Raw genomic sequence first — 12,051 nt, forward strand, 5'->3', positions numbered from 1 at the left:
TGCGTTGCACCGTGCAACACCCGTCACCGAGAGGTCCACCGCGATGCCGACCACCGCCGAGAAACTCACCACCATCGTCAAGGACGTCGCGGGTGTCGACCTGCCCGTACGCATCCGCGCGTGGGACGGCAGCGAAGCCGGACCGACCGATGCCCCGACCGTTGTCGTGCGCAACCGTCGCGCCCTGCGTCGTCTGTTGTTCGCGCCGGGCGAGATGGGCCTCGCCCGCGCCTACGTCACCGGTGACCTCGACGTCGTCGGCACCGACGGTGTCAACAGCGGACAGGTGCTCGAGGACGGCTTCCGGCGCGTCTGGGCCCTCGCCCGCACCCAGGACGTCCGCAAGCCCACCGCCGGCGCCGTGGCCCGGGCCGCGCGGTCGGCCCTGCGGCTCGGGGTGGTCGGGCGGCCGCCGAAGCGGCCGGCGTCGGAGGCCGTGCTCTCCGGTCGGCTGCACACCCGCGGTCGCGACCGCGCCGCGATCAGCCACCACTACGACCTCTCGAACGACTTCTACCGGCTGATCCTCGACCCGAAGATGGCCTACTCCTGCGCCTACTACCCCGACCCCGCCGGCAGCGAGGCCACCGACGGGACTGGCTCCTCCTCCTATGGGGTCGCGGACGCCCAGCGCGACAAGCTCGACCTGGTCTGCCGCAAGCTCGGACTGCAGCCCGGCATGCGCCTGCTCGACATCGGCTGCGGCTGGGGTTCGATGATCCTGCACGCAGCGGAGCACTACGGCGTGACCGCCGTCGGCGTCACGCTCTCGGCCCAGCAGCGCGACGAGATCGAGAAGCGCATCGCAGAGAAGGGCCTCGCCGACAAGGTGACCGTGCGCCTGCAGCACTACCGCGAGTTCGCCGACGACCCGACGTTCGAGCAGGGATCGTTCGACGCCGTGAGCTCCCTCGAGATGGGCGAGCACGTCGGCGAGGAGCACTACCCGGACTACACGCAGATGATGTTCGACGCGCTCAAGCCGGGTGGACGCCTGCTGCTGCAGCAGATGTCGCGCCACGCCGGCACCGCGCCCGGCGGCGGCGCGTTCATCGAGTCCTACATCGCACCCGACATGCACATGCGCCCGTTGCCGCAGACCCTCGGGTTCGTCGAGGGTGCCGGCTTCGAGATCCGGGACGTCGAGGCGATGCGCGAGCACTACGTGCGCACCGTCCGCGACTGGATCGCCACCTTCGAGACCAACCGCGACGCCGCGATCCGCCTGGTCGGCGAGGAGGTCTACCGCGTGTGGCAGCTCTACCTCGTCGGGGGAGCCATGGCCTTCGACGAGAACCGCATGGGTGTCGACCAGATGTTGGCCGTCAAGCCCGACCGTTCGGGCGGCGCCTCGATGCCCGGCCGTCGTCCCTGGGTGCTCTGACCTTCACGCGTCGAGCGGCGCGGACCCGTGTCGAGTGGCGCGGTTCCGCGCGCCACTCGACAGGTCCGCGCGCCACTCAACGGGGTATCACCGGCATGTGAACACGTTCGACACCTCGGGATTCGTCGCCGCGCTGCCCTGGACGGCGGGCGCCGTCCTGGCGCTGATCGCCGTCACCTTCGTCGCGGCCCAGCTCACCCACCGCAACAACGTCGTCGACGCCGTGTGGGGGTTGCTGTTCGTGGCCGCCGGCTGGGCCGCCTTCGCCGTCAGCGGCGACTCCGGCGACGACCTGCGCCGCTGGCTGCTCGTCGGCATGGTGACCCTGTGGGGCGGCCGGCTCGGCGTCAACATGCTGATCCGCTCCCGCGGCAAGGGCGAGGACCCGCGCTACGAGAAGTTGCTGGAGCGAGGTCACGGCAACCCGACGGTCAACGCCGTGCTGAAGATCTTCCTGCCGCAGGCGGTGCTCGCCTGGCTCATCAGCTCGCCGCTGCAGGTCGGGCCGTTCCAGTCCGGGCCGGTCGGCTGGCTCGCGTGGGTCGGCGTGGCCGTCTGGGCCGTCGGCCTCTACTTCGAGGCCGTCGGTGACGCCCAGATGAACCGCTACCGCGCCTGGAAGTCCCAGCAGCCGAAGGACGAGGTGAAGGCCTCGGTCATGGACCGCGGCCTGTGGCGCTACACCCGCCACCCCAACTACTTCGGCGACGCCTGCGTGTGGACCGGCATGTTCCTCGTGACGGCCGAGCACTGGCCCGGGATCCTGACCCTGCCCTCGTTGCTGATCATGGTGTACCTGCTCGTCTTCGGGTCGGGCAAGCGCAACCAGGAGCGCACCATGAGCAAGCGCCCCGGCTACCCGGAGTACATGGAGCGGACCAGCGGCTTCTTCCCGCTGCCGCCGAAGAAGCGTCCGCAGGGTCCGGAGAGCAAGCAGCCGACTGGTGAGGACGTCAGCGTCACGAACCGCTGAGCCGCGTGCGGCGCGCCCTCGCTCGAACTCAGAGCGAGGCGCGCAGCACGCTCGTGCCGGACGGCGCCGGGTCCCCGTTGTTGTCCTGGACGGTGACCTGGAGCGTCGGGTACTGGGCCATGACATCGGCCGGCACCGAGAAGGACGCCTTGCCGTCGCTGCCGAGCGGGCCGAGGGCGAGCACGCCGGTGTAGTCCGCGCTCACCAGCCAGGCCTCGTAGAACTGGTCGGACGACAGCTTCTTCAACGACGACGCGTCGAGCTTCATCCAGCCGTCGCCGACCTGGGCCGTGGCGTTGACGGTGCCGGTGTCGAAGGCCGACACGGTGACGGTGCGGCCGTCGTCGCCTCCGAGGGTCGCGACGGCCACGCCGGTGCCACCACCGATGACCGCGACCGCGGCGGCCGCGGTGAGCGCCCGCCGGACACGGCGGCCGCGGCGGGCCGCCAGTTCGTCGACCGCGACGGGCGCGGTCTGCGACTCGGTGCCGGCGGCCTCGGCCCGGATCTGGGCGAAGACGGGGCCGAGGTCGACCCGCTCGGTCGCCGGCGTCGCCTCGGCCATCTCGTCGAGGCGGGCGGGCAGGTCCGGCAGCACGAAGGGCAGCCGACCGCCGGTGGCGACGTCGGGCGCGGTACGGGCGGCCGAGCGCAGGGTGGCGTGCGAGACCACGGCGTCGACGAGGTCGTCGCGGCAGTCGGTGCAGGCCCGCAGGTGGGACCCGACCCGACGCACCGTCGCGCGGTCGGCCTCACCGGTGAGCAGCGAGGGGATGTCGTCGACCACGTGGTCGACGGGCTGGGCGTTGTCGGCGTCCATCGTGGTCACCCGTCCTTCCGAGGGTCGGCGAATCGTCCGGCGTCTGGGTCCTGCAGGAGGGCGGCGAGCTTCTGGAGCCCCCGGGCGGTGCGGGTCTTCACGGTGCCGAGCGGGATCTCGAGCGACTCGGCCACTTCGGTCTGGGTCAGGCCCTCGAAGTAGGCGAGCTCGATGACCTGGCGCTGAGGCTCGGGGAGCGAGTCGAGGGCGGAACGCAGTTCGTCGGCCCACACCAACCGTTCGGCGGTCTCGCGACCGTCGTCGCCGGTGACCTCGCGCACAGCGTCGAGCGGCACGACCTGGTCGCGGCGTTTGCGCAGGTGGTCGATGGCGCGCTTGCGCGCGATCCCGATGACCCAGGTGCGGAGGCTGTAGCGCGGATCGAACCGCTCGTGCACCCGCCACAGCTCGTAGAACACCCGCTGACAGACGTCCTCGACGTCGTCGGCGGGCACGTAGCGGCGCAGGTAGCCCAGCACGAGCGGGCCGAGCATGCGGTACGCGTCCTCGACGGCCGTCGGCTCGCCGGCGATGAGCCGGGTACCGACGTCCGCGAGTGCCGGGTTCCCGGCGTCGGCGACAGCAGCAGTCACACCAGGGGCTTCGTCGCCCGTGGTGCCGTCGGTTCCGTCGGTCGGGGTCAGCGCTTCCCGATCGCCACGAAGTCGCGCTCGGTGGCTCCGGTGTAGAGCTGGCGGGGGCGGCCGATCTTGGTCTGCGGGTCCTCGATCATCTCGCGCCACTGGGCGATCCAGCCCGGCAGCCGGCCGAGCGCGAACAACACCGTGAACATGCGGGTGGGGAAGCCCATGGCCCGGTAGATCAGGCCGGTGTAGAAGTCGACGTTCGGGTAGAGCTTGCGCTCGACGAAGTAGTCGTCGGCCAGGGCGTGACCCTCGAGTTCGATCGCGATGTCGAGCAGGTCGTCGCGGACCCCGAGCTCGGACAGCACGCGGTCGGCGGTCGCCTTCACGATCGTCGCGCGCGGGTCGTAGTTCTTGTAGACGCGGTGGCCGAAGCCCATGAGCTTGACCCCGTCCTGCTTGTCCTTCACCTTGCGGACGAACTCACCGACGTCGCCGCCGTCGCGCCGGATCTGCTCGAGCATCTCCAGCACCGACTGGTTGGCACCGCCGTGCAGCGGGCCGAAGAGCGCGTTGATCCCGGCCGACACCGAGGCGAACAGGTTGGCCTGGGACGACCCCACCAGCCGCACGGTCGAGGTCGAGCAGTTCTGCTCGTGGTCCGCGTGCAGGATGAACAGCATGTCCAGCGCCTTGCTGACGACCGGGTTCACCTCGTAGGGCTCGGCCGGGAACCCGAAGGTCATCCGCAGGAAGTTGTCGACCAGCGACAACGAGTTGTCGGGGTAGAGGAACGGCTGCCCGACGGACTTCTTGTACGCGTAGGCGGCGATCGTGGGCAGCTTGGCCAGCAGCCGGACGGTCGACAGCTCGACCTGGTCCTGGTCGAACGGGTCGAGGCTGTCCTGGTAGAAGGTCGAGATCGCCGAGACGGCCGAGCTCAGCACCGGCATCGGGTGGGCGTCGCGCGGGAAGCCCCCGAAGAACTCCTTCATCTCCTCGTGCAGCAGGGTGTGCCGCCGGATGCGGTCGGTGAACGCGGCGAGTTCGTCGGCGGTCGGGAGCTCGCCGTAGATGAGCAGGTAGGACGTCTCGACGAACGTGGAGTGCTCCGCGAGCTGGTCGATGGGGTAGCCGCGGTAGCGCAGGATGCCGGCGTCGCCGTCGATGTAGGTGATGGCCGAACTGCAGGCGGCCGTGTTCGCGAACCCGACGTCGTAGGTGACGTAGCCGGTCTTGGCGAGCAGCTTGGACACGTCCAGGCCGTCGTTGCCCTCGTGGGCCGGAACGCGCGTGAGCGGGTACGGCTCGCCCGTGGGTGGGACGAGCTCGCCGGTGGTCGCCTGGGTGTCGGCAGCAGTCATGGGGGCAGTCTTACCCGCGTCGGCGGTGTCGCGTCTGTGGGGTGTCACCCTTCCCACGTCCGGTACACCGTCAACGCACGCGGTCGGACCCGGAACCGGACGTCGGGACCTGCGACCGGCCCGATCTCGCCGTCGCGCGCCAGCATGGTGTGGCCCTCGACGTGCAGGTGCAGCTCCCGCTCCTCGGCGTGCACGAACGCGCCGGGGTGCAGGTCGCGCCGCGCGAGCAGCTGGATGAAGGTCAGCAGTCGCCAGCTGCGCCCGCCGATGTCGAGGTAGCGGACGTCGAGCACGCCGCTGTCCAACCGCGGACGCCGCGACGGCACGATCCCGGTCGGCCTGTAGCGGCCAGCGCCGACGAACAGCGCGGCGAGCGCCCGCCGGTGGCCGTCGACACGCGCGGGGAGGGCGTCCTCGCCCCGCAGCACCCGGTCGGCGGCGATGAGCGCGGCGAGCGGCTTCCCGAGCTTGTCCTGCCACTTCTCCCGGACCGCCACGAACGAGGGGTAGGAACCGAGGCTCGCGGTGTTGAGGAAGATGTCGCCGGCGACCTCACCGACGTCGACGGCCGTCGCCTCGCCCCGCACGACCGCCTCGACGGCGTCACCCACGGTGTCGAGACCGAGGTCGCGGGCGAAGTGGTTGAGCGTGCCGCGGGGCACGACCAGCAACGGCAGGTCGTGCTCCATCGCCACGGCGGCCGCTGCGTTGACGCTGCCGTCACCACCGGCGATCCCGAGGGCCAGGGCGCCCTCGGCTTCGGTGCGGAGCACCTCGAGCAGGTCCTCGTCCTCGGCCAGCACGCGGATCACGGCCTCGGGCAGCGAGCGGTGCAACCTGGTCTCGAACTGACGCTGGTCGCGCGCACCGACACCCGAACGCGGGTTGACGACGATGTGCACGCCGGAGCCGAGGCGCCGGGGCCGCAGCGTGACCCGGGTCGACGGCGCCGGCGGTTCGGGCGGGGTCGGGCGGGGGACCCACCACGCCCCGGCCGCGGCGATCCCCGCGCCCAGCGCGGCGCCGGCGAGGACGTCACCCGGGTAGTGGACCCCGGTGTAGACGCGGGAGAAGCCGACGGCGGCCGCCACCGCCGCGACCGGTGCAGCAAGCAACGGTGCCTCGATGCCCACGCCGACTGCGAAGGCGGCAGCCGAGGCGGAGTGGCCGGACGGGAACGAGCTCGACACGGGAACCCGCGAGGCGATCCGCTGCGTCGGCACCCCGCGGAGGTCCGGCCGCCGGCGGGGGAACACCCGCTTGCCGAGCTGGTTGACCAGCGCGCTCGAGACGGCGACCGAGGCGAGGCCGCGTACCGCCGCCCGGCGCAACCGCCGGTCGCGCGTCGCCCCGAGCCCTACCGCGATCGCGACCCACAGCCGCGACTTGTCGGCCGCGCGGGTCAACGGCGGCAGCACCGTGTCGAGGCCGGGGGAGCGGGACCGGCTGACGCGGTCGAAGACCCGCTGGTCGAACCGGGCGACCGGGTGGCGGCGGCCACCGCGGGATCGACTCATCGCGCTGACGCTAGCGGCACAGCCTGCGCGGGCACCCTGGGGCCATGGACGACGCCGACCTGCTGCCCGGGGACTTCTACGACTACCAGTCGCTGCTGGCGAAGGACGAGCTCGACACCGTCCTCGCGGTGCGCCGGTGGGCGCACGAGGAGCTGGAGCCGGTCGCGCTGCAGTGCTGGGCCGACGCGCGCTTCCCGCACGAGATCGTGCCGGGCTTCGCCGAACTCTCCGTGGCCGGTCTGAACTTCGAGAGCGACGACCAACCGGGCTCGTCCCGGCTGCTCACCGGGTTCATCGCGATGGAGCTCGCGCGGGTGGACTCCTCGTTCGGGACGTTCTTCGGCGTCCACACCGGGCTCGCCATGGGGACGATCTTCTACTGCGGGTCGGAGGAGCAGAAGCGGCGATGGTTGCCGGACATGCGGGCGATGCGCAAGATCGGCGCGTTCGGGTTGACCGAGCCGCACGGCGGGTCGGACGTCGCCGGCGGCCTGGAGACCACGGCGCGGCGCGACGGTGACGAGTGGGTGCTCAACGGCGCCAAGCGCTGGATCGGCAACGCCACCTTCGCCGACCTGGTCGTGATCTGGGCCCGTGACGTCACCGAGCCCTCCGACGACATGAGGAAGCAGCCGGTGCTGGGCTTCGTCGTCGAGAAGGGCACGCCCGGGTTCACCGCGACGAAGATGGAGGGCAAACTCGCCCTGCGCGCCGCGCAGAACGCCGACATCACCCTGGTGGACGTGCGCGTGCCCGAGGCGAACCGGCTGGAGAACGCCCAGTCGTTCAAGGCGACCAACACCGTCCTGCGGCACACCCGCGGCGGGGTGGCGTGGAGCGCGCTCGGCGGCATGCTCGCGGTGTACGAGCTGGCGCGGAAGTACGCGCTGGAGCGCGAGCAGTTCGGCAAGCCGATCGGCTCCTTCCAGCTCATCCAGGACCTCCTCGCGCGGATGCTCGGCAACGTCACCGCCTCGTTCGGCATGGCCGTGCGGGTCGCGCAGTTGCAGGACGCCGGGATCTTCCGTGACGAGCAGGGCGCGCTCGCCAAGTCGTTCTGCACGTCGCGACTCCGCGAGAACGTCGCCTGGGCCCGGGAGCTGTTCGGCGGCAACGGCATCCTGCTGGAGAACAAGGTGACCAAGTTCTTCAACGACGCCGAGGCGCTCTACTCCTTCGAGGGGACGCGCGAGATCAACTCGCTCATCGTCGGGCGGTCGGTGACCGGCATCAGCGCGTTCGTGTAGCCGTGCCCGACGTCCGCATCGGCATCTCGGGTTGGCGGTACCCGCCGTGGCGTGGGGTCTGGTACCCGAAGGGGTTGCCGCAGCGCCGCGAGCTCGAGTACAGCGCGTCGCGGCTCGCGACGGTCGAGATCAACGGCACCTTCTACTCGCTGCAGAAGCCGGAGTACTTCCGTGACTGGGCGGCGCAGGTTCCCGAGGGCTTCGTGTTCTCGGTGAAGGGCCCGCGGTTCGTCACCCACATGAAGAAGCTGCGCGACGTCGAGGTGCCGGTCGCGAACTTCTTCGCCTCGGGGGTGTTGGCGTTGCGGGAGCGACTGGGGCCGGTGCTGTGGCAGCTGCCGCCCAACTTCGGCTTCGACGGCGCGCGCCTCGACGACTTCCTGGCGTCGTTGCCCAGGACAACGGTCGCCGCCGGTCGCCTGGCGAAGGGGCACGACGAGCGGCTCGACGGCCGCTCCTACACCGGCCCGGTGACCCGGCAGCCGTTGCGCCACGCGGTGGAGTTCCGGCACGACTCGTTCAAGGACCACCTCGACGTCTTCGCCCGGCACGACGTGGCGGTGGTCGTCGCGGACACGGCCGGCAAGTGGCCGCTGGTCCTGGAGCAGACCGCGAGCACCCACGCGTACGTCCGGCTGCACGGCGACGCCGAGCTCTACACCTCGGGTTACACCGACGCGGCGTTGCGGACCTGGGCCGACCGGATCGCCGGCTGGCGCGACTCGGGACGTGACGTCGCGGTGCACTTCGACAACGACGTCAAGGTGCACGCGCCGTACGACGCCGTGCGCCTCGCAGAACTGCTCGGGGCGACCCCGCCGTGGGCGGCCGACCCGGCCGGCTGACCGCGTTCCCAGCAGCCCGTCCGGCTGACATGATCACGCCCGTGCAGCCACGGGCGCGGCGGGGACCGTTGCGTCGCGCCGCGGTCAGCTTCGGCGCCGTCTGGGCGGGCGAGGCCATGGTGACCGTGGCGCTCGCCGTGGTCGCCTACCTCGCGGGCGGACTGACGGCGGTCGGCGCGGTCACCGCGGCCCGGATGGCGGCCGCAGCCCTGCTCGCTCCCGTGCTCGGCACGGTCGGCGACCGCGTCCGCCGCGAACACGTCCTGACCGCCGTGGGCGTGGTCCGGGCGGCCACCCTCGGTGCCGCCGCGCTCGTCATCGGCTCGGGCGGCCCGCCGGCCGCGACCTACACCCTCGTGGTGGTGGCGACCACCGCCCTCACACTGTTCCGCCCGGCCCACTCGGCCTTGCTGCCGGCCCTGGCGTCCTCACCCGCCGACCTCGCGTCCGCCAACGCCGTGCGCGGGATGCTCGACTCGGTGGCCGTCCTCGGCGGCCCCGCCGCTGCCGCCGCGCTGCTCGCCGTCACGGGCCCCGCCGCGGTGTTCGCGGTCGCCGGCGCGCTGTCGCTGCTCGGCGGACTCGTGGTCGTCCGTCTCCCGTACGACACGCCGCCGCGCGCGGCCACCACCCGTGGGCCCGTGGTCCGCGAGCTCCTCGCGGGCCTGGTCACCGTCGTGCGTGACCCCACCCCTCGGTTGATCGCCGTGCTGGGCGTCGTCCAGACGTTCACCCGAGGCGCACTCAGCGTCCTGGTCGTCGTGCTCGCCGTCGACCTGCTGGACCTCGGCGAGCCCGGCGTCGGGGTGCTGAACGCCGCGGTCGGCGCGGGAGGGGTGGTGGGCTCCGCGGCGGCGTTCCTCATCGTCCGACGCGGCGGCCTGGGAACGTGGTTCGGCGTCGGGGTCGCGCTGTTCGGTGCGCCGGTCGCGCTGACCGGCGTCCTCCCGACGCCGGTGGCGGCGGTCCTGCTGCTCGCCGTGGTGGGAGTGGGGAACGCCCTCATCGACGCGAGCGCCTTCACCGTCCTCGCGCGGACCACCGACGAAGCGGTCCTGGTGCGGATGTTCACCGGGTTCGAGGCCGTGCTGACCCTCGGCGTGGCCGCCGGTGCGGCCGTCGCCCCGTGGGCCGTGCGCGCCGTCGGCACGGTCGGCGCCCTGGCGGTGGTCGGTCTGCTGGCCCCGGTGACGGTCGTCGCGGCCCTGCCGGCCCTGCGCCGCCTCGACCGCGCGCTGCGGGTCCGCGACACCGATGTCGCGTTGCTGCGGTCCGGACCCCTGTTCGCGACGCTGCCGGTCGCGACGCTCGAGAGCCTCGCCGCCCGCCTCGACCGGGCGAGCTACCGCGCGGGTGTCGCGGTCGTGCAGGAGGGCGACCCGGGGGTCGCGTACTTCGTCGTCGAGTCCGGTGAGGTCGTCGTGGAGCGGGGCGGTGCCGTGGTGAACCGGCTGGGGCCCGGGGACGGCTTCGGTGAGATCGCGCTGCTGGACGACCGACCACGGACGGCCACGGTGCGGGCCGTGACCGAGGTGCGGGTCGCGGTCCTCGCCCGACCGGCCTTCCTCACCGCCGTCACCGGCTACCCCGCTGCCGCCCGGGTCGCCGCCGCCGAGGTGGGCCGTGTGGCGGACCGCGACGCCGTGAACGACCGACGCCGGTGAGCGGCCCGGCGACGGGTGCGGAGCCCGGGAACGACAGAAGGCCCCGGTCACCCGGGGCCTTCCCACTGTCTCAACACAGCGTGTCCGAGGGGGGACTTGAACCCCCACGCCCGATAAAGGGCACTAGCACCTCAAGCTAGCGCGTCTGCCATTCCGCCACCCGGACGAGCGGTTGACCACGATAGCCGACGGGGTCGGGCGCCCCGACCAGTGGTCCGGCCCGGCCCGTCCGACCGGTCCTCACCGTGCAAGAGTCACGACACGCGACATTCGTCACCCGGAGAGTCCGGGCGGGTCAGGAACGCTTCACATCAGGCGGAACGGGGCGTACAGGGCGGTTCGCCGGTGCGACCCCCGTAACGGCGGGGCCGGCTCGGTGGTGACGGTGCGACGAGGTCTCGTGACGTTTTCGTAATCTGGACCACGAGACGCTTGATCCCACACCGCTCACACACGCGTTATGCTGAGGTGAAATGAAATCCGGACGAGGTACGCATCGCGCCCCCGCCCAGCGGCGTCCGCTGGTCCGGGCGCTGTGGTGCGTCATGGTCGTCGCCCTGTTCGCCCTGCCCGGGGTCGCCGCGGCCGCGCCGCGGTGGTCCGGAGGACACGGCTCGAGCGGGTACCCCGGCGGTCACGGCGGGTACCCGGGCGGCCACGGCGGCACCGGCAGTCCGTCCTGGACGAGCGGTCCGGCCGGTTCGGACTCCCCGAGTGGGTCCGGTTCCCCGAGTGGATCGGCGTCGCCGACCGGCACGCAGACCTACGCCCCGACCGACAGCCCGACCGGTTCCGGCAGCCCGACCGACACGGGCACCCCGAGCGACACGGCCAGCCCGACCGACACGGTCTCGCCGACCGACACGACCAGCCCGACCGACAGCCCCAGTGGAACGACGAGCCCGAGCGACGGCACTTCGCCGCCGCCCACGGAGACCTACGGCCCCACCCCGACCGGTAGCGAGACGGTGAGCCCCACCCCGACCGGCAGCGAGACGGTGAGCCCCACCCCGACCGGCAGCGAGACGGTCAGCCCGACCCCCACCGACTCGGCCACGGACCCCACCGACACCGACACCCCGCCGGCCGTCACCTCGCTGCCGGCCACCGGCTCGCCCGACCCCGTCATCACCACCCCGAACGCACCGCCGGTCGGCGGCATCTCGGCTCCGCCCGGTGGCAACGTCGGCGCTCCCGGCAACGGTGGCACCGGGGGCAGCACCGGTGGCGGCGGTGGCAACGGTGGCGGCGGCGACACCGGCGCAGGCGGCGGGAACGGCGGAACCGACGCCGGCGGCACCGGCAGCGAGTCGACCGGCGACGCCGGTACCGGCACGGGCGGCACCGGCGGCGGATCGACCGGCGGTGGTTCGACGGGCGGTGGATCGACGGGCGGCAGCACGGGCGGCAGCTCGAGCGCCCCGAGCGTGACCACCCAGAAGCCGCCGAGCACCGACGCCCCGTCGTCGTCACCCCGGCCGACCCCGACCACGCCGAACGGCTCCGCCCTGGCCGAGCCGGGTCAGGTCTCCGGTCTCAGCTCCGGTGTCCTGCTCGCGGCCGTCGTCGGCATCGCGCTCATCGGGGTGCTGTTGAGCCTGCTCATCACGCGCCGCCGCTCACGCTGACCGCGCCCGCGGCACCGTCGCGGCG

10 protein-coding genes and 1 tRNA gene are annotated in these 12,051 nt (G+C 72.4%); 6 read left to right on the forward strand and 5 right to left on the reverse strand.

The features are described from left to right. Positions 1-43: 43 nt before the first annotated feature. Both ACXR2U_RS17305 and ACXR2U_RS17310 read left to right on the forward strand, forming a co-directional pair. Positions 44-1,384 carry a class I SAM-dependent methyltransferase gene (locus tag ACXR2U_RS17305; protein WP_458826337.1) on the forward strand — a complete coding sequence of 447 codons (1,341 nt, stop codon included), beginning with the start codon at positions 44-46 and terminating at the stop codon, positions 1,382-1,384. Positions 1,385-1,481: 97 nt separating this feature from the next. Next, positions 1,482-2,357 carry a DUF1295 domain-containing protein gene (locus ACXR2U_RS17310; RefSeq protein WP_458826312.1) on the forward strand — a complete coding sequence of 292 codons (876 nt, stop codon included), beginning with the start codon at positions 1,482-1,484 and terminating at the stop codon, positions 2,355-2,357. 28 nt (positions 2,358-2,385) lie between these two features. On the opposite strand, the gene ACXR2U_RS17315 is transcribed toward ACXR2U_RS17310, so the two are convergent. From ACXR2U_RS17315 to ACXR2U_RS17330, 4 genes are read right to left on the reverse strand one after another with little or no spacing between them, the layout of a single operon-like run. Then, positions 2,386-3,186 carry a hypothetical protein gene (locus ACXR2U_RS17315; RefSeq protein WP_458826313.1) on the reverse strand — a complete coding sequence of 267 codons (801 nt, stop codon included), beginning with the start codon at positions 3,184-3,186 and terminating at the stop codon, positions 2,386-2,388. Next, positions 3,183-3,770: an RNA polymerase sigma factor gene (locus ACXR2U_RS17320; RefSeq protein ID WP_458826314.1), complete on the reverse strand. Its 588-nt coding sequence runs from the start codon at positions 3,768-3,770 to the stop codon at positions 3,183-3,185. Before ACXR2U_RS17320 ends, ACXR2U_RS17315 begins: the two co-directional genes overlap by 4 nt. 47 nt (positions 3,771-3,817) lie before the next feature. Then, positions 3,818-5,125, reverse strand: coding sequence for a citrate synthase (locus ACXR2U_RS17325; RefSeq protein WP_458826315.1), 1,308 nt, complete (start codon positions 5,123-5,125; stop codon positions 3,818-3,820). A gap of 44 nt (positions 5,126-5,169) precedes the next feature. Then, entirely contained in the window at positions 5,170-6,642 is a 1,473-nt protein-coding gene (locus ACXR2U_RS17330; protein ID WP_458826316.1) for a diacylglycerol kinase family protein, read from the reverse strand. Positions 6,643-6,686: 44 nt separating this feature from the next. On the opposite strand from ACXR2U_RS17330, the gene ACXR2U_RS17335 reads away from it, so the two are divergent. From ACXR2U_RS17335 to ACXR2U_RS17345, 3 genes are read left to right on the forward strand one after another with little or no spacing between them, the layout of a single operon-like run. Next, a complete protein-coding gene (locus ACXR2U_RS17335; protein WP_458826317.1) occupies positions 6,687-7,889 on the forward strand; it encodes an acyl-CoA dehydrogenase family protein in 1,203 nt (400 codons plus the stop codon). A gap of 2 nt (positions 7,890-7,891) precedes the next feature. Further along, positions 7,892-8,734, forward strand: coding sequence for a DUF72 domain-containing protein (locus tag ACXR2U_RS17340; RefSeq protein ID WP_458826318.1), 843 nt, complete (start codon positions 7,892-7,894; stop codon positions 8,732-8,734). Between the two features lie 41 nt (positions 8,735-8,775). Next, the gene (locus tag ACXR2U_RS17345; protein WP_458826319.1) at positions 8,776-10,398 is read left to right on the forward strand and encodes a cyclic nucleotide-binding domain-containing protein; all 1,623 of its coding nucleotides are present in this window, start codon (positions 8,776-8,778) and stop codon (positions 10,396-10,398) included. A gap of 81 nt (positions 10,399-10,479) precedes the next feature. Here the strand turns inward: ACXR2U_RS17345 and ACXR2U_RS17350 are convergent. Next, positions 10,480-10,564, reverse strand: a tRNA-Leu gene (locus tag ACXR2U_RS17350). 307 nt (positions 10,565-10,871) lie between these two features. Between ACXR2U_RS17350 and ACXR2U_RS17355 the strand changes: the two genes are divergently transcribed. Beyond that, on the forward strand, positions 10,872-12,026 hold the full coding sequence (locus ACXR2U_RS17355; protein ID WP_458826320.1) for a hypothetical protein: 1,155 nt from the start codon (positions 10,872-10,874) through the stop codon (positions 12,024-12,026). Positions 12,027-12,051 lie beyond the last annotated feature (25 nt).

Source organism: Jatrophihabitans sp. YIM 134969 (genome assembly GCF_054456675.1).

Bases quoted from the DNA above. Each gene is read 5' to 3' on its own strand.
- ACXR2U_RS17305 (WP_458826337.1), top strand. From the start codon at position 44: ATGCCGACCACCGCCGAGAAACTCACCACCATCGTCAAGGACGTCGCG.
- ACXR2U_RS17325 (WP_458826315.1), bottom strand. From the start codon at position 5,125: ATGACTGCTGCCGACACCCAGGCGACCACCGGCGAGCTCGTCCCACCC.
- ACXR2U_RS17330 (WP_458826316.1), bottom strand. From the start codon at position 6,642: ATGAGTCGATCCCGCGGTGGCCGCCGCCACCCGGTCGCCCGGTTCGAC.
- ACXR2U_RS17335 (WP_458826317.1), top strand. From the start codon at position 6,687: ATGGACGACGCCGACCTGCTGCCCGGGGACTTCTACGACTACCAGTCG.
- ACXR2U_RS17355 (WP_458826320.1), top strand. From the start codon at position 10,872: ATGAAATCCGGACGAGGTACGCATCGCGCCCCCGCCCAGCGGCGTCCG.